Origin of the sequence: Nocardia coubleae NBRC 108252 (assembly GCF_001612805.1) — a bacterium.
GTDB classification, from domain to species: domain Bacteria; phylum Actinomycetota; class Actinomycetes; order Mycobacteriales; family Mycobacteriaceae; genus Nocardia; species Nocardia coubleae.
Genome location: NZ_BDBD01000025.1, coordinates 184,124 through 198,661, shown reverse-complemented (window position 1 = coordinate 198,661; position 14,538 = coordinate 184,124). Strand labels below are relative to the sequence as shown.

Below are 14,538 nucleotides of genomic sequence, written 5' to 3'. Positions count from 1 at the left end.
CGCTAGGGAGTTCGCTCCGATAGCCATACTGCTGATCGACGTCTGCCGTGTTCCGACGCACTCCCGAAATCTCAGGTGGAAATGCGGTGGGAAGCAAGGTGACTCAGGATGGATTGGTTGGCTTCCCAGCCATCGGGGAACTTGACCGGGACACCCAAGTGAACAGGTTCCGTGGAGGGGTAAGCGTCGAGGAGGTCGGCGATGCCTGCTCGGGCGACCACGATGCAGGCGTGGCGGTGGCGGGAGGCCAGCACACACAACCGGCCGGCCTCCAGGTGGAAGGAGCTGGCGTCGCGGCGGCCCGACAACGGGTGCAAGACGATGGTGATGTCGTATTCGCGGCCCTGGAGGCGGTTGGCGGTGTCGACGGTGACCGTCTCAGCGAGGGTGCCGCGCAGGGCCAGGCGGATGGCTTCGGCTTGGTCGCGGTGGGCGGTACCGATCGCCAGGCGGTCGGCGGTGACGGGGTGGGTGCCCTGTTCGGAGGTCGCGGTGGCGCCGCGTTCGAGGATGCGGACGGCTAGAGAAGCGATGGCGGACACTGCTTCTCGGTCGGTGCGCAGGGTGTTGCGGGCGGGGAGTTCGTAGAGGGCCCAGCCGTGGTCGGCGGCTTCGTCGAGGCAGCGGTCCAGGGGAGTGCGCAGGCCGTGGGTAACGTAGGTGAGTTGGCGGGTGCCGGGGGCGGTGCCTGCGGTGAAGGGGGTGAAGGGGTAGAAGGCGGCGGAGATGACGTCGGCGGCGCTGGTGGGGAGGCGCCAGGAGACGGGGAGGCGGTGGATGGGGATGTGGCGGTCGCGGTTGTTGGCGAGCATGACGGGGACGGCGCTGCGGGTGGGGTCCCAGTCCAGGCCTGCCCAGCGGTCGGATTCGACGGTGGCGAAGGGGTCGAGTTGGCCGGGGTCGCCGACGAAGAGGCCGCGGTCGAAGCGGCCTGCGATGCGGAGGAGCATTTCGGAGCGCATCTGGTAGGCCTCGTCGACGATGGCGTGTTCCCAGGTGCCCTCGGTGAGGGTGGCCCATTTGGCGGCGGTGCCGATGAGGATGGTGCGGTCGGCGAGGTCGTCGACTTTGGCGGCGGCGCGGACGTTCGGGAGGGCGATGCGGTCGCTGGGGCGGTAGTCCTGGGCGGAGAGGCGGCCGATGGGGAGGTCGGGGTGGGCGGCGGCCAAGCGGGCGATGAGGTCGTCGACCTGTTCGTTGGTTTGGGCGACGATCATGCGCTGGGTGCCGTCTTGGGCGAGCTGACCCGCGGCCTTCACGACTAGGGTGGATTTGCCTGCGCCGGGCGGTGAGTCGACGACGATCGCCTTGTGGGAGGTGTCGGCCAGGTCGGTGAGGATGTTGGTGACGGTGGTATCAGCGGCGTGGGCGGCGGACATCAGTTCTCCTCGTCGGTTTCCGGTGGGCCGCCGTGGGTCCAGGGAGTTTCCTCCGGGGGCGGGAGGGTGGCGGCGCGGAAGTTGCCGTTGGGGCCGAAGCGGGCCAGGACGATGCGGTCGCCTGCGAGGTTCACCGTTCCGTCGGCGGGAACCTTTGTGCTGCGGCCCATTCCGCCGCTGAGTTCGAGCACGATGACGTCGTCGTCGACCTCGAGGACCTTGGCTTGCTGGTTCTTGACCGCAGCGTTGTGCAGTGATTCGCCGGGGATCGGGGTGAACGGGTCTGTCGTTGTCACGCGGAGCAAGGGGCGCAGGATGCTTTTTCCCTTGTCGCTCAACGTTGTTCGTGTGGGTTCGGAGTCGATGACGGTGGCGAGGCACGCCTCGCCTCCCAGTCGGCGTTCGAGCATGACGTAGGGGTCGTCGTAAGCCATTGCGGCGGTGAGGCGTTCGAGTGCCTGTTCGCGGGCGAGCAGGCGGCGGACCGCGGAGGTGGGGGAATCGCGGCGTGACTGGGCTTGGGTTTCGGCGATCTCGGCGTAGTAGGAGAAGGAACGCACATCCTCTGCCCAGCGGGTGGCCACGCTCGAGCTCTCGGGGAGGGCGCGCAGGAGCGAAATGCCCTGCCACATCAGCTTCCACGTGGGCTCCAGCTGGGTTCGCAGCGCCTGTTCGAGTCGCTGGACCGCACGGGTGCGGGCGATGTCGTCGGAAGCGGTGTCGTAGGCGTTGATCAGCGGGGCGAGGACGACGTTGTCGAAGCCGGGGTCGGTGGCGGGGCCGGCCGGGGGACAGATGGTCGGGTCCTCTGCGCGGGCCGCGGCTTGGGGGCCGGTCAGGTTGTCGGGCGGTGCGATCCAGCCGAGGAGGGCGGTGAGGTTGGCGTCTTCCAGGGCGGATTGGCCGGTGGTCCAGTGCGTGGACAGGTGTGCGGTGAGGGGTGCCAGCGCGGTGGAACCGGGATGTTCGGCGCGGTCGCAGTACCAGGTGAGCCACCGGCCGACGAGCGGGATCGTCGGGGAGACAGCGTCTTCGCCTTCGGTGCGTCGGAAACGCAGGGATCGTCCGAGGAGCTTCAAGAAGGTGACGGCAGCCTGGTTGGGAACCCAGATCTGCGGGGCGTCGACGCAGCGGTCGATGGTCTCGTTGGTCTTCTTGTCGATCACCACGGGTTCGGTGTCGTCGGCATATCGGCCGATGTGGGGGAGCAGGATTTCCGCCAGTTCCTCGGCGAATCGCAGGCGCAGGACGCGGTCGCGTGGCTGCGGGACCACGAGGAGCCGCGGATTGTCGGGGCCGGTACCGATGAGCACTGCCAGCGGGGCCGCCGCCTCGCCCGCGAGGTGCAGCGGGATGAGGACAAGCGGCTGTTCGGCGAGGTGACAGTGCCGGACGGTCGCGGTTCGGACAGCGCGGCCCGCGTCGACCGCCTCCACCTTGGCGAGGGCCGACAGCACGCTCACGCGATCTCCTGACGCAGGCGGTGGGCGGTGCGGAGCAGATCGGCGATGTCGGCCTGGTCCTCGGTCGGCGGGCGCGAACCACGGGCGAGGGCGAGGACGTCGTCGATGTTGTGCAATCCGCCGAGCTCGTCGCGGACGCCGCGGCCGAGGGCGTCGACAGAGCCGCACGCACGGGCTTCGGAGCGGCAGACGAAGCCGAGTTCGCACGTCGAAATGCACTCGGGGGCGAAGCGGGCCGGGAGTGCGGAGATCACCTGGTCCAATTGCGGCCCGGGCTCGAAAGTCGCTCCGGGCGGGACCAATTCGAGCAGGGACTCGATCGAGGTCAGGCGGGACAGCTGGCGTGAGACGACAGCGATCTGATTGCGCAGATCGACGAACGTCGCGGTGGGTCGGTTCGAGAAGTCCTTCGTGCACACCAGGATCGCGTTGTGCGACAAGAGCTTTTCAGGGTCGGCACCCAATTCCTCGAGCAGGCGCCGCAACGCGATCACGTAGACTGCGGACTGGCGGGCCGCGGCCGCGACCTGGGCGGGGTCGGCCTGACCGTCGATCATGGGGAACGACTTGATCTCGACGATGTGGAACTTGCCCTCGATCTGGAGGGCGACCAGATCCGGCTCGAGGTAGGCGAGTGCGCCCGCGATGTCCAGGCGCAGCATCGGGTGGTCGAACAGGGTGCCTTCGCCGGTGTCGAGCGCCTGTCCGAGCAGTTGGCGGGTTCGCTGATAGCGCACTGCGTTTCCGGCGTTCTCGCCGACCGCCTCGAGGTTGTGATAGGCCACCTCGGGGATGGTCAGATCGAGGACCTCGCGCAGGAGCGCGAGCAGGTCGGCGCAACCGTTCGCCTTGACCATCGACTCGAAAGCATTGCCGCGCGTGATGGCGAACGACGACTGGCCGTACTGCGGCGGATAGCCGAGTTCCCGAGCGACAACGGCCTTGTCGACGGCGGCGGCGTCGAGCAGCGCGCGGCGGGCGCAACCGGGGTTCGCCGTGAGCGTGGCGATGGTACGGGCATTGTGACGGATCGACGGGGCACCACCGCGCAGCTCCTGCAGGCGGGCCGAAAGTTCTTTCATCCCATCTCTTTTCGTGAGGCGGCCAGGCTCAGCCGGGTGCCGAACAGTTGGGCGGGCTGATCGAGCTGCTGTGCCGCCCTGGTCGCGGCCTGCTGCCGCTGCAATGCGTCGTTCTCTTCATGGACCGCCAGTTCGCGCTGGGCGGCGGTCTTCACGTCTTCGGGATCGATCGAGTCGGGGGTGCCTGTTACGCCGGGGATGGAATTGGCCAGGCGCCACATCAGGCGGATGCCGTCCGGGGTGATGTCCGGTTGGCCCCTGATGTGGCCGGCCAGGCGGATCGCGGAGGTCAGCAGGTTCACGCGCAGGCTCAGGGGGCCGATCATGCGGTGGGGGAGGGTCCAGCTGCTCAGGGCGAGGAGTCCGCGTGCGGGAGCGAGGAGGTCGGTGGTGAGGGCGGCGGAGATGTAATAGGGGCGCGCGAAAGGTGCTGCGCGGAAGGAGCGTTCCTCGTCGCGGCGCAGGCTTGTCAGGCGGGCGGGGGCCAGGTCGCCGGAGAAGAAGGCGGTGTGGACCTGCATCACCAGTTTCGGGGCCGATGGGGCGCCGAGCAGGGTAAGGGCGCGGTGAACGTGCTCGCGGACTGGAACATTCGGGTCCGGGATGGGTGTGTTGTCGGGGCCGAGAACTGCTTCGTCCCATTCGGTTTCGACCGTGCGTAGTTCGTTGCGGAACTGGCGTGCAGCCAGGCGGTCACCGGCGGCGATGGCGCGTCGGACGGCCGCGCGCAGTTCGTTGATGCGGGTTTCCAGCAGCTCCGCAGCTTCTGACATGGGGCGAGAGTATGGGGAAGTTCCAGTGATGTCCAGTATTTACCAGTAATCGTTGGGGTGAGTCCCCGCTATTGTTCCCGCCAACGGCACTAGTTGCGGCTCGTGGATAGCATGCGACGATGGAGTGTGACTGTGACCGGGCTTCGGAACACAGAGTCTCCCTGGGCGAAGTCGGTTACGGGACATGGGTTCGGCTGTGGAATCGCGTGGATCCCTGGGGAGACGACTCGGCACGGGTTTGTGTCCAAGTCGGTGCGCCGGGGGCTGGCCGCCGAGCTGCACCAGGTGACGGTGTCTCTGCTGGGTGACCGTGAGCTGGTCTCGTTCTTCGAGAGTCTCGGCGCCGACTTCGCCGGGTGCGACGGTGTGCGGGTGTGGGAGAGCGTTGATCGTGACCTGCGGATCGAGGCGGTCTTCGGTTCGCGAGGGTATGTGGGGCTGACGTGGACGCTGCGGCCGTGGCGACAGGCGGATGATGCTTGGACCGCCTCGACCACCGTGGTGCTCGAGGCTGGGGCCCAAATGCTGCAGTTCGCAACCGATCTCGGTGCGGTGGTCCGGAGTGGCCGGGGTTCGTGAGTGGTCAGGGGCGGTCGACGTCGGGGAGGATGACCTCGGGTTTGAAGATCACCTTGTAGTGGTAGCGGTCTACCTCGGCGGGCTCGAGCTGTTCTACGAAGTAGCTGACGTTGTCGGACAGGCCGAGGAAGTGCTTCTTGTATTCGTCGTCGCCGGTTTTGCAGGTGACCTCGAGTTGGTTGTTCTCGTCCTTGATCGAGCACTTGCCTTCCACCGACAGCAGGTATTTGTCGGTGATGCCGTTGAAGAAGACCACGCGGCGGTTGATCTTGAATTGGTCGGATTCCTTGGATAGGTTCTCGGAGACGACGTCGGCGTCCGATGAGCATCCGGTGAGTGCGAGGGCGGACAAGGCCGCGATGGCGACGATGAGCGTCGATTTCATTCTCTACCCCTACTTTGGTGTATCCCCCGGAGAATGACTCCCGGATGACCGATCTTAGCTGGGATCGTGGGGCAGACCGGGTGATTTCAGCTGGGCCACATGGACATTGGCGGTGTGCGCGGGGTCAGCGGAATCCGGTGATGTCGAGGGTGGCGTTTCCGATCGATTCGTCGTTCTGACAGACCACCAGGACTGACGACGGTACCGGAAGGATTTGGCGGGTCGCGCGGGGTTTGCAGGTGCTGTCGACGGTTGGGGTGGGGGTTGTCGCGAAGGGTTTGTCGGAGGGGTGGATCGGGGTGGTTGAGAGTTCGGATGGATCGCTGACCTGTAGGTATCGGGAGTTGCGGAAGTGGGCGAGGACGGTGTCGTCCTGCAGGGTCAGCATGGGCTCGGCCGAGCTGGGGCCGGGCGAGTCGCGGTGGCCGGCGACCCGGCCGGTGCCGGAGTCGACCGCGGTGATTCGCCAGGTCGAGCCGCCGCAGCGGAGGACGCGGTACACCGCGTTCGCGGTGACAACGGGGATGGATCGGGTGGATCGGCAGTTGTTGTCGACCGGCGCGGTCCAGCGGTGCGCGCCGGTGCGGGCGTCGTACCCGAGGAGGGCGCTGTCGGATTCCATGATCAAAGTGGTCGATGACACGGCGACGAGGCCGACTGCGGAGATCCTGTTGAAATCGTTGGTGTCGTCCGAGGTCCATAGGACGTCGCCGGTGATGGTATCGAAGGTGATGCGGTGGTAATCGTCGCCGTTCCTCCAAAGGGTGGTGACTATGGAGCGGTCGCCGGTGACAACGGCTGAGCCGCGCTCGTATGTCATTGCGCGGTTTCCCGATTGGGGTCGGCGCAGGTAGTGCCAGCGGGGTTCGCCGGTCGCGCCGTCATAGGCTCGGAGGCCGTCGACACCGATTACGAGGAAGCCTGTACCGGCCGCGAGGACTTCGCGGCCGGTTGCCTCCGGTCGGTTGTTCAGTGGCGGAAGCTGAAGGCGGAAGGCTTCGGTGGCGAACGACTGTGGTGTGGAAGGGATCTCCGCTGCGGCTGCGGTGCGGTGGTCGACGTTGACGCTGTCGTCACCGGCACGCACGGCGAACACGCCGAGCACCGCCGCGACGACCAGGCCCGCTGCGGTTGCCGAAGCGGCGTGGCCCCGGCCGACTGTTCTGGCAGTCCCCATATGAAAAGCCAAGGGCAGCACCAGGATCGAGCCGAAGGCCACCAGCACCGTCGCGCCGACCGCCGTGGGAAGTTGCGCGAAGTACGGCGACTCGGCGCGGATGGCGGTGTAGCTGCTGGGGAGGTGCTCGCTCCACGATCTCACGACGACGAAGACGAGGACAAGCGCGACGGCGCCGGTTGCGCACACTTCCCAGCGGTGGTGGGTGGTCCACAGGTCGGCCTCCCGTGCGCGGCCGGCTAGCCATGCCGCGACGGTGATCGCCAGGACTGCCCCACCGAGGATGCTGGCGAGTGCCGCGAAGTCGCCGGCCTGCGCGTACGTGGTGCGGACCGTGACCGGTGCCGTGCCGAACAAGCTGTAAAGGGCGAGTGCGACACCGCCGGTCAGGAGACCCGTGCCGAATGCGGCCATCAGCGCCTTGAATCGGGCCGTACGGCCGAGTTTGCGGAGCAGTGTCGGCAGCGGAGTAGACGTATCGTCGTCCACTGCTGTGCCGGATCGTTCTGTTGCCTCGATGTCCCCCACGATGCCCTCCCCGGCCTGCGTGCGATCGCAGCCACCATATACCGGGGCCGATCACGGAACGTCGGGTAGGTCCTCGGCAAAGGCGTTGTGCCCGCATCGTTTCGCTTGTACCGCGAGCAATTCGCGGAGGCGGAGCGGGAGTTCGGTGCGGATTGTGTTCAGGTCGTCCCATACGGCGGAATCCGTCGGGGTGAAAGTTTCGACGAGGGCGTCGAGGTTGTCGGCCTTTTCGAGCAGGGCGAAGGAACGTGAGCGGGACGAAGCGTCCTGGCGGAGGGCGATTTTCACCATTGTCGTGGAGCAGCCCGCGGCGGGGGCGGCTTGGACGGCGGCGAGGAAGGTGGCGTCGGAGAGGTCGCTGATCGCGGTGGCGAGGAGGGGGTGGGTGGATTCGGGGAGGATGTCGAGCAGGGGGAGGGCTTCGGGCCAGAGGTTGTGGGTCGCGGCCGCGGTGACGGCGGTGGTGAGGGTGTCGGGGCGGTGGACGGCGGGGAGGGCGGCGAAGCGGTGGCGGGCCTCGGGGTCGAGGGCGAGGGCTACGGGGAAGAGGGTTTCCCAGTGGTCGCGGGCCTGCTCGACGAGGGTGGTGAGGACGTCGTCGGGTTCGGTGGAGATGCGGGCGGCGACGGTGTGCAGCTGGGCGGGGGTGAGATGTTCGGCCAGGGGGAGCAGGTCGCGCCAGAGGTCGTGGGTGAGGGCGAGGTCCGCGATCTTCGTGAGAACGGCGGGGTCCTGCATGAGCGGGCGGGCGGCCAAGCGTCGCAGGCCTGCGGCTTTCATACCCGCGGCGACGGGGAGGAGGGTGTCCCAGGCATCCAGGGCGGTGACGGCGTCGAGGAGGCCGTCGAGGATTTCGACGTCCTGAGCGGCGACTTCGTCGGCCAGGTGCGAGCGTTGGGTGGGGCCGAGGGTGTCGAGCAGGGCGATGGCCTCGGGCCAGTGGTCCTCGGCGTTGGTGGCGTGGATGAGGCCGGGGAGGCGGTCGGTGATGAGCGACAGGAGGCGGTCGGCGGCGCTGGGGTCTTCGAGGTGGTAGCCGACATGGAGGAGATCGATGTCGGCGGCGTGGGGGAGGGCTACGCGCAGGACTTCGTCGGGGACCGAGGTGGCCAGGCGGCCCATGGTGAGATAGTCACGGCGGCTGAGCAATTCGCGGGCGACGTCGGCGGCCATGCGGTCGGGGATCTCGGCGATCACCTCGGCGGCGCGGCGGGGGTCGAGCGTGACGGCGACGTCGGCGAGGAATGTGGGCGAGAGGGCGCTGGCGATGGCGACGGCGCGGGCCGGATCGACGGAACCGGCGATGGCGGCGGCCAGGACCGGGCCGAACGCGGCTTCGGTGATCTTGGCGGCGAGGGTCGGCGGCACCAATTTGGCTGCGGCGGCCGTCTTTTGCATGCGACGGGCCTCGCGGGCCGAGACCTGGTCACTGATCCGTTCGCGGAAGGCGCGCAGGGCGGACGGGGGGAGCGCGGCGAGGAACTCGAGGTCGGCGGCGGGGCGGTCGAGTGCGGCGGACAGGCGGGCGATCTCGGCGGCGGTGTGGTGGGACGCGGTCATAGTCCGAGCACCTTCTTCACGGCGGGGCGGGCGAGGCGGGGGATGAGGCGCATGCCGGAGTCGAGTGCGTCGTCGAGGGCGGCTTTGCGCTGGTCGAGGGCGGCCTGGACATAGGTGTTCAGGGTGGCGAGCTCGTCGGGCGTGAGGGTGGCGAACTCGGGTGGGGGCGGGGTGCCGAGCGTGGTCGTGAGCTGGTGCAGGGCGTCCGGCACAGGCCGTCTCCATTCGATGCGGTACGGATGTCGGTGCGGGTGACGATACTGGGTAGCGGAACAGATCGGCATTTGTGAAAGTTTCGAAAATGATTCGCGCAGTGTGAAATTCGATCGTCCATGGCTGGAAGAGGCGGACGGCTCCGGCGGAATGAAAGGCCTGTTGCGCCGGGCGCAAAGGGTGCGGGTCGAGCTGATGCGGACCCAGGCGGTCGGCAAGGCTGGGCGGGGATTGGCCGGGGTCTCCTGATTTCGTCGCGGCACGAAAGAGGTGCAACGGTGAGGTGCCGACAAAGTCCTCCGATCGAGATCACAGCGTGCTGGTTGCGCGATCGTCCGGCATGCGGGATGCTTTTCCGACCGCACGTCATACGTGCGGCGTGACATTTCCGCGACCATTTCGTAATGTAGCGGTGACCTTGTCCTCTACGAGTAGCTGGTGATCGACATCGTGCGTGGTCAACATCGCAAACCGGCGCCGCCGCGTGGGCGCGCTCAGCTTGCCGTGTGGAGTGTCGCTGCGACAGTCCCGGCCATGCTGTGGATGACGATCCGGCCGGGGCCTGCGGTCCAGGAGGCGGCCGCGGTCGAACCGCAGACCACCTCGACAGTCGACCCCGATCCAATCGCCGCCGCGGCCGCGTTCGTGGAACCCGAGCCGGCGCCGGTTTCCGCCCTCGACGAATCGGCGACGCTGTCGCTGATGCATGCCACCACCCCGTGTGACACCGAGTGGAAGGGCGTGCGGCCGCACGTGGCGCAGGTGAGCCACCTGCTGCAGAAGATGTTCGGCATCAGCGATATCGGCGGGGCACACGGCCGCTACGACGGTGACCACGGCGCCGGGCTCGCGCTCGACGTGATGACCAGCGGCGGCGTCGGCGACGCGATCGCCGAATTCGTGCTGGCCAACAAAGAGCGCTTCGGCGTCACCTATGTGATCTGGAAGCAGCGCTACAACGACGGCGGCGGTTGGTCGTTCATGGAAGACCGTGGCAGCCCCACCCAGAATCACTATGACCACGTGCACATCTCGTTCGAATCTTCGGGTGCGACGAATATTTCCTGCTGAAATCGGTTGCTACCAGCCGTTTCGCGGAATTCCGTCGCCGTGGAATCGTGCCGTATCGGCCGAACCGGGCGACAGGGGCGTGCTGGATCGACCATGATCGATAGATGGCCCCCAACAGCGCGAAATTCTTGTTCAGCAACGGCACCGACGACCGGGTGTCGCTTTTCGACGACGGGCGTGTGAAGGTCTGGTCGACCACTCATCTCTGGTCCGAAATGGGCCGCGAACGGCACAACGCGCTGGGCGAGACGGTACTGCTCGGGATCGGGCGCACACTCGACGTACCGGGACCGGGGGACCGGCGCCAGACCTGTGATGCCGAATTCGCTCTGACACCCGAGCTCGGGCACACGGTCGCCGCGACCGTGGCGGCAGACAACGGGACGTTCGTACAGTTCTTTCACGACGGGACCATCGCGGTCGGCAACGACGGACGCGATGTGGCGACGGTGTTCAACGCGGGCCGTGAAGCGACATCCGAGCGAGGCGTGAACGGGGTCGGCGGGTCGGTGATGGTGACCTTCGGCGGCAGCTACCGGCCGAAGACGGTGCGCCAGAGCGACTACCAGGTCGAGCTCAGCGAAGCGACGGCGCCCCGGCCGAACCGGCTGTACAAGGACGAGTTCCTCGTGAAATAGCCCCGAATCGCCCCTGCGCTCGTACGGTGTAAACGGCAGGGGCCGGCAGAAGGATTCGTGGCATGGGACGGTTGACAGGCAAGGTCGCGGTGATCAGCGGCGGTGCGCGGGGCATGGGTGCCGCGCACGCGCGCCGATTCGTCGACGAAGGCGCGTCGGTGGTGATCGGCGACGTGCTCGACGACGAAGGTGCCGCTCTCGCAAGCGAACTCGGTGTGCGATACCAGCACCTCGATGTCCGCGAGCCCGAGCAGTGGCAGGCGGTGGTGCGCACGGCGGTCGAGGAGTTCGGCGGGCTGCATGTGCTGGTGAACAACGCCGGGATCGTCAACGGCAACCTGCTCGTCGACTTCGCGCTCGAGGAATGGCAGCGCATCATCGACATCAACCTCACCGGCACCTTCCTCGGGATGCAGGCGGCGGTCCCCGCCATGACCAGCGGTGGGTCGATCGTCAACATCTCCTCGGTGGAGGGGATGCGGGGAAGCCCTGGGCTGCACGGGTACACGGCGACGAAGTTCGCTGTCCGCGGGCTCACCAAGTCGGCGGCGCTGGAACTGGCGTCGCAGGGGATCCGCGTCAACTCAGTGCATCCGGGCCTCATCAGCACCCCGATGACCGAGGGAATCCCGGCCGACTTCCTGCAGATTCCGCTGGCTCGAGCGGCCCAGCCCGACGAGGTGTCGGCGCTGGTCGCCTTCCTGGCCTCCGACGAGTCCTCGTATTCAACAGGCGCGGAGTTCGTGGTCGACGGCGGACTCACCGTCGGGGTGCCGCACAAGAGCTTCTGACCTGAAAGCCGGGGTGCCGTCGTGGAGACGGCACCCCGGTGGATCAGCCGTAGTGGCAGATGTAGTGCATGGTGTCGACGACCTCGATGTCGAACGAGCTGTCGCCGGGGATCTTGAACGACTCGCCCGCGCGGTAGGTGATCGGGGTGGAGTCGCCGGCCAGGGTCACCTTCGCCTCGCCCGCGACCAGTTCCATGATCTCCGGGGCGCTGGTGGTGAAGGTCAGGCTGGACGGCTGGATGACACCCACCGACTTCGAGGTGCCGTCGGGCAGCTCGAGGCTGTAGCTGACACATTTGCCGTCGAAGTACACATTGGCCTTCTTGCTGACGGAGACATTCTCGAACTTCGACATGGGTCCTTCCAGAAACTTAGGGGAGGCTCAGTCTAGCCAAGAGGGTTTGTGCGCAAGGACGCGCGCGGCCTCGGTGGGATCGCGTTGTGCCAACAGCGCCAGAATGCGAGCGGCCACCTCCGGCACACTTTTCGTGGCGGCATTGAAGACGATGATCAGATCGGCATCAAATACTGGTGCACCAGCATGTTTCGCATGCCTCGCACCAACTTCCCAGGGATCTCCGGTTGTGCATCCCGGGTCTCCTGCGTCAATGAGGAGGCCGCTTCGCCGATAATCGACAGCTGCCGGATCACGCCGTCTTGGCGGAGGTCGTCTTTCTGGAAACCCGAGAAGTCGAGGCCCTCGAGGTAGGAAGCGATTCTGTAATGGGCAGTGACGATGTCGGCAAGATACAGATCTTCACGCCGCGACATGCAGATCCTTCGCCTCAGCCAAGACGGCATCACGAATGAACCAGTGCAGGTACTTCTTCGGAACGACATCGACCCTTCGACCGAGAAGCTTCTCCAGCTCTTCTTGGAATCCGAAGAATTCCAGCCCGATATCGGTGTCCGGCTTCAGGGAGTAGAGCAGGTCGATGTCGCTGTCCGGTCTGTCGGATCCGCGGGCTACAGACCCGAAGACCGACAGCTCGACAACGTCGTACTTCTCGCACAGCGCCCGCAGCTGCGGCATGAGTGCCTCGAAATCGATCGCCATCTCGTCTCCTCCGGGGACGCAAGGTCAGGCTGCTGATTCCAGCTTAACGGGACGTGCCGTGGTGTCAGCTGCCGTAGCGGGCCAGGACCGAGCTGGCTTCCTGGGAGGCGGTGCCTTCCTGGGCCAGGTGGGCCATGGCTTCGGGGATTTCGCGGCCGTGGTGGGTCATGGCCTGGGCGTAGAGGCGGCCGGCTCGGTAGGAGGAGCGGACGAGGGGGCCTGCCATGACGCCTGCGAAGCCGAGTTGTTCGGCGACCTTGGAGTGTTCGACGAATTCCTCGGGCTTCACCCAACGGTCCACGGGGTGGTGGCGCGGCGACGGGCGAAGGTACTGGGTGATGGTGAGGATGTCGCAGCCGGCTTCGTGCAGGTCGCGCATCGCTTCGGTGACCTCTTCGGGGGTTTCGCCCATGCCGAGGATGAGGTTGGACTTGGTGACCAGGCCTGCCTCGCGGGCCGCGGTGATCACCGCGAGGGAACGCTCGTAGCGGAACGCGGGGCGGATGCGCTTGAAGATGCGCGGCACCGTTTCCAGGTTGTGGGCGAGCACCTCGGGGCGGGTGGAGAACACCTCGGCGAGCTGGTCGGGGTCGGCGTTGAAGTCGGGGATGAGCAGCTCGACACCGGTGCCGGGGTTGAGGGCCTTGATGGCGCGCACGGTTTCGGCGTAGAGCCAGGCGCCGCCGTCGTCGAGATCGTCGCGGGCTACACCGGTGATGGTGGAGTAGCGCAGACCCATGGCCTGCACGCTTTCGGCGACGCGGCGGGGTTCGTCGCGGTCGAGGGCGGCGGGCTTGCCGGTGTCGATCTGGCAGAAGTCGCAGCGGCGGGTGCACTGTTCGCCGCCGATGAGGAAGGTGGCCTCACGGTCTTCCCAGCATTCGAAGATGTTGGGGCAGCCCGCTTCCTCGCAGACGGTATGCAGGCCTTCGCGTTTCACCAGGCCCTTGAGCTCGCTGTACTCGGGGCCCATGGTGGCGCGGGTGCGAATCCACTTGGGTTTGCGTTCGATCGGCGTTTCCGCGTTGCGCGCCTCGATGCGCAGCAGCTTGCGTCCGGCGGGGGCAGAGGCGTCTACGGAGCTCACTGCACCGACTCTACGCTCGGGGCCCGCTCGGGCGCGGGGCCGGTGGTGCGATCGATGTCATGCGGGCGGACGGGAATTTCTCCGTCGAGCGCGGCAACGATCGCGGTGGCGACGAGCGGCTTGATCTCGGCGACGGTGACCTCGCGACCCAGCTCACGGGTCAGGGTGGTGACACCCGCGTCCTTGATGCCGCAGGGCACGATGGCCTGGAAACCGTCGAGGGCGGAGTTGCAGTTGAGTGAGATGCCGTGTAGGGCGACGCCGCGTTGCACGCGCACCCCGATCGCGGCGATCTTGCGTTCGGCGAAGTAGTCGGTGGCGGGCAACCACACTCCCGACCGGCCCTCGACCCGTCCGCAGGTGATGCCGAGACCCGAGATCACGTCGATCAGCGCTTCCTCGAGACGACGCACGTACTGCACCACATCGACCGGTTCGGCCAGCCGGATGATCGGGTAGCCGACGAGCTGCCCCGGCCCGTGCCAGGTGATCTTGCCGCCACGGTCGACCTGCACCACCGGGCTGCCGTCGATGGGCAGATCGTCGGCCTCGGTGCGGCGGCCCGCGGTGTAGACCGACGGGTGCTCCAGCAGTAGCAGCCGGTCGGTGCCCTCGCCTGCGGCGCGTTCGTCGGCGATCTGCCGTTGCAGCTCCCAGGCGGCGTGGTAGTCGATGAGTCCGAGATCCTCGACCACGATCGGGGTCGTATCGAATCGGGCGGACGCGGAGGGGCGCGTGTCGTTCACGATCCTGAC

18 protein-coding genes are annotated in these 14,538 nt (G+C 67.0%); 5 read left to right on the top strand and 13 right to left on the bottom strand.

Annotation, left to right across the window (positions count from 1 at the left end):
* Positions 1-71: 71 nt before the first annotated feature.
* From NCO8_RS26060 to NCO8_RS26045, 4 genes are read right to left on the bottom strand one after another with little or no spacing between them, the layout of a single operon-like run.
* The gene (locus NCO8_RS26060) at positions 72-1,379 is read right to left on the bottom strand and encodes an AAA domain-containing protein (RefSeq protein ID WP_067643113.1); all 1,308 of its coding nucleotides are present in this window, start codon (positions 1,377-1,379) and stop codon (positions 72-74) included.
* Positions 1,379-2,842, bottom strand: coding sequence for a hypothetical protein (locus NCO8_RS26055; protein WP_067643110.1), 1,464 nt, complete (start codon positions 2,840-2,842; stop codon positions 1,379-1,381). Before NCO8_RS26055 ends, NCO8_RS26060 begins: the two co-directional genes overlap by 1 nt.
* Positions 2,839-3,924, bottom strand: a complete 1,086-nt coding sequence (locus NCO8_RS26050) for a hypothetical protein (protein WP_067643107.1) — start codon at positions 3,922-3,924, stop codon at positions 2,839-2,841. The genes NCO8_RS26055 and NCO8_RS26050 overlap by 4 nt, the downstream gene beginning before the upstream one ends.
* Positions 3,921-4,697: a hypothetical protein gene (locus tag NCO8_RS26045; protein WP_067643104.1), complete on the bottom strand. Its 777-nt coding sequence runs from the start codon at positions 4,695-4,697 to the stop codon at positions 3,921-3,923. Before NCO8_RS26045 ends, NCO8_RS26050 begins: the two co-directional genes overlap by 4 nt.
* Positions 4,698-4,937: 240 nt before the next feature.
* On the opposite strand from NCO8_RS26045, the gene NCO8_RS26040 reads away from it, so the two are divergent.
* Complete coding sequence (locus NCO8_RS26040; protein ID WP_067643101.1) at positions 4,938-5,276, top strand: DUF6228 family protein; 339 nt, start codon at positions 4,938-4,940, stop codon at positions 5,274-5,276.
* A gap of 4 nt (positions 5,277-5,280) precedes the next feature.
* Here the strand turns inward: NCO8_RS26040 and NCO8_RS26035 are convergent, their stop codons facing one another.
* From NCO8_RS26035 to NCO8_RS26020, 4 genes are all read right to left on the bottom strand, one after another.
* Positions 5,281-5,661, bottom strand: a complete 381-nt coding sequence (locus NCO8_RS26035) for a beta-sandwich lipoprotein (RefSeq protein WP_067643098.1) — start codon at positions 5,659-5,661, stop codon at positions 5,281-5,283.
* A gap of 124 nt (positions 5,662-5,785) precedes the next feature.
* Positions 5,786-7,366 (bottom strand): outer membrane protein assembly factor BamB family protein, encoded by a 1,581-nt coding sequence (locus NCO8_RS26030; RefSeq protein WP_157105106.1) that lies wholly within the window; start codon positions 7,364-7,366, stop codon positions 5,786-5,788.
* Positions 7,367-7,417: 51 nt separating this feature from the next.
* Positions 7,418-8,926, bottom strand: a complete 1,509-nt coding sequence (locus NCO8_RS26025; RefSeq protein WP_067643092.1) for a hypothetical protein — start codon at positions 8,924-8,926, stop codon at positions 7,418-7,420.
* Positions 8,923-9,138, bottom strand: coding sequence for a hypothetical protein (locus NCO8_RS26020; protein WP_067496080.1), 216 nt, complete (start codon positions 9,136-9,138; stop codon positions 8,923-8,925). Before NCO8_RS26020 ends, NCO8_RS26025 begins: the two co-directional genes overlap by 4 nt.
* Before the next feature lie 103 nt (positions 9,139-9,241).
* On the opposite strand from NCO8_RS26020, the gene NCO8_RS31915 reads away from it, so the two are divergent.
* The 4 genes from NCO8_RS31915 (at position 9,242) to NCO8_RS26005 (ending at position 11,639) form a co-directional block, all read left to right on the top strand.
* Positions 9,242-9,388: a hypothetical protein gene (locus NCO8_RS31915; protein WP_167353334.1), complete on the top strand. Its 147-nt coding sequence runs from the start codon at positions 9,242-9,244 to the stop codon at positions 9,386-9,388.
* Between the two features lie 285 nt (positions 9,389-9,673).
* Complete coding sequence (locus NCO8_RS26015) at positions 9,674-10,210, top strand: VldE C-terminal domain-containing protein (RefSeq protein ID WP_084457481.1); 537 nt, start codon at positions 9,674-9,676, stop codon at positions 10,208-10,210.
* 104 nt (positions 10,211-10,314) lie between these two features.
* Complete coding sequence (locus NCO8_RS26010) at positions 10,315-10,848, top strand: hypothetical protein (protein ID WP_067643090.1); 534 nt, start codon at positions 10,315-10,317, stop codon at positions 10,846-10,848.
* Positions 10,849-10,910: 62 nt separating this feature from the next.
* Positions 10,911-11,639, top strand: a complete 729-nt coding sequence (locus tag NCO8_RS26005; protein WP_067643087.1) for an SDR family oxidoreductase — start codon at positions 10,911-10,913, stop codon at positions 11,637-11,639.
* 43 nt (positions 11,640-11,682) lie between these two features.
* Here the strand turns inward: NCO8_RS26005 and ppnP are convergent, their stop codons facing one another.
* The 5 genes from ppnP to lipB all read right to left on the bottom strand — a co-directional run bounded on the left by ppnP (position 11,683) and on the right by lipB (position 14,529).
* Positions 11,683-11,994 (bottom strand): pyrimidine/purine nucleoside phosphorylase, encoded by a 312-nt coding sequence (ppnP, locus tag NCO8_RS26000; RefSeq protein WP_067643084.1) that lies wholly within the window; start codon positions 11,992-11,994, stop codon positions 11,683-11,685.
* Between the two features lie 155 nt (positions 11,995-12,149).
* Positions 12,150-12,410, bottom strand: a complete 261-nt coding sequence (locus tag NCO8_RS25995; RefSeq protein ID WP_067643081.1) for a HepT-like ribonuclease domain-containing protein — start codon at positions 12,408-12,410, stop codon at positions 12,150-12,152.
* Complete coding sequence (locus tag NCO8_RS25990; protein ID WP_067643078.1) at positions 12,397-12,696, bottom strand: nucleotidyltransferase family protein; 300 nt, start codon at positions 12,694-12,696, stop codon at positions 12,397-12,399. The genes NCO8_RS25995 and NCO8_RS25990 overlap by 14 nt, the downstream gene beginning before the upstream one ends.
* A gap of 64 nt (positions 12,697-12,760) precedes the next feature.
* Positions 12,761-13,783, bottom strand: a complete 1,023-nt coding sequence (gene lipA / locus NCO8_RS25985; RefSeq protein WP_067496062.1) for a lipoyl synthase — start codon at positions 13,781-13,783, stop codon at positions 12,761-12,763.
* The gene (gene lipB / locus NCO8_RS25980; RefSeq protein ID WP_067643319.1) at positions 13,780-14,529 is read right to left on the bottom strand and encodes a lipoyl(octanoyl) transferase LipB; all 750 of its coding nucleotides are present in this window, start codon (positions 14,527-14,529) and stop codon (positions 13,780-13,782) included. The genes lipA and lipB overlap by 4 nt, the downstream gene beginning before the upstream one ends.
* Positions 14,530-14,538 lie beyond the last annotated feature (9 nt).

What these genes read in the sequence shown, in the direction of transcription:
- NCO8_RS25995 (WP_067643081.1), bottom strand. Translation starts at nt 12,410, where the DNA reads ATGTCGCGGCGTGAAGATCTGTATCTTGCCGACATCGTCACTGCCCAT.
- NCO8_RS26045 (WP_067643104.1), bottom strand. Translation starts at nt 4,697, where the DNA reads ATGTCAGAAGCTGCGGAGCTGCTGGAAACCCGCATCAACGAACTGCGC.
- NCO8_RS26035 (WP_067643098.1), bottom strand. Translation starts at nt 5,661, where the DNA reads ATGAAATCGACGCTCATCGTCGCCATCGCGGCCTTGTCCGCCCTCGCA.
- NCO8_RS26025 (WP_067643092.1), bottom strand. Translation starts at nt 8,926, where the DNA reads ATGACCGCGTCCCACCACACCGCCGCCGAGATCGCCCGCCTGTCCGCC.
- NCO8_RS26060 (WP_067643113.1), bottom strand. Translation starts at nt 1,379, where the DNA reads ATGTCCGCCGCCCACGCCGCTGATACCACCGTCACCAACATCCTCACC.
- NCO8_RS26050 (WP_067643107.1), bottom strand. Translation starts at nt 3,924, where the DNA reads ATGAAAGAACTTTCGGCCCGCCTGCAGGAGCTGCGCGGTGGTGCCCCG.
- NCO8_RS26005 (WP_067643087.1), top strand. Translation starts at nt 10,911, where the DNA reads ATGGGACGGTTGACAGGCAAGGTCGCGGTGATCAGCGGCGGTGCGCGG.
- NCO8_RS26015 (WP_084457481.1), top strand. Translation starts at nt 9,674, where the DNA reads ATGCTGTGGATGACGATCCGGCCGGGGCCTGCGGTCCAGGAGGCGGCC.
- NCO8_RS26010 (WP_067643090.1), top strand. Translation starts at nt 10,315, where the DNA reads ATGGCCCCCAACAGCGCGAAATTCTTGTTCAGCAACGGCACCGACGAC.
- NCO8_RS25990 (WP_067643078.1), bottom strand. Translation starts at nt 12,696, where the DNA reads ATGGCGATCGATTTCGAGGCACTCATGCCGCAGCTGCGGGCGCTGTGC.
- ppnP (WP_067643084.1), bottom strand. Translation starts at nt 11,994, where the DNA reads ATGTCGAAGTTCGAGAATGTCTCCGTCAGCAAGAAGGCCAATGTGTAC.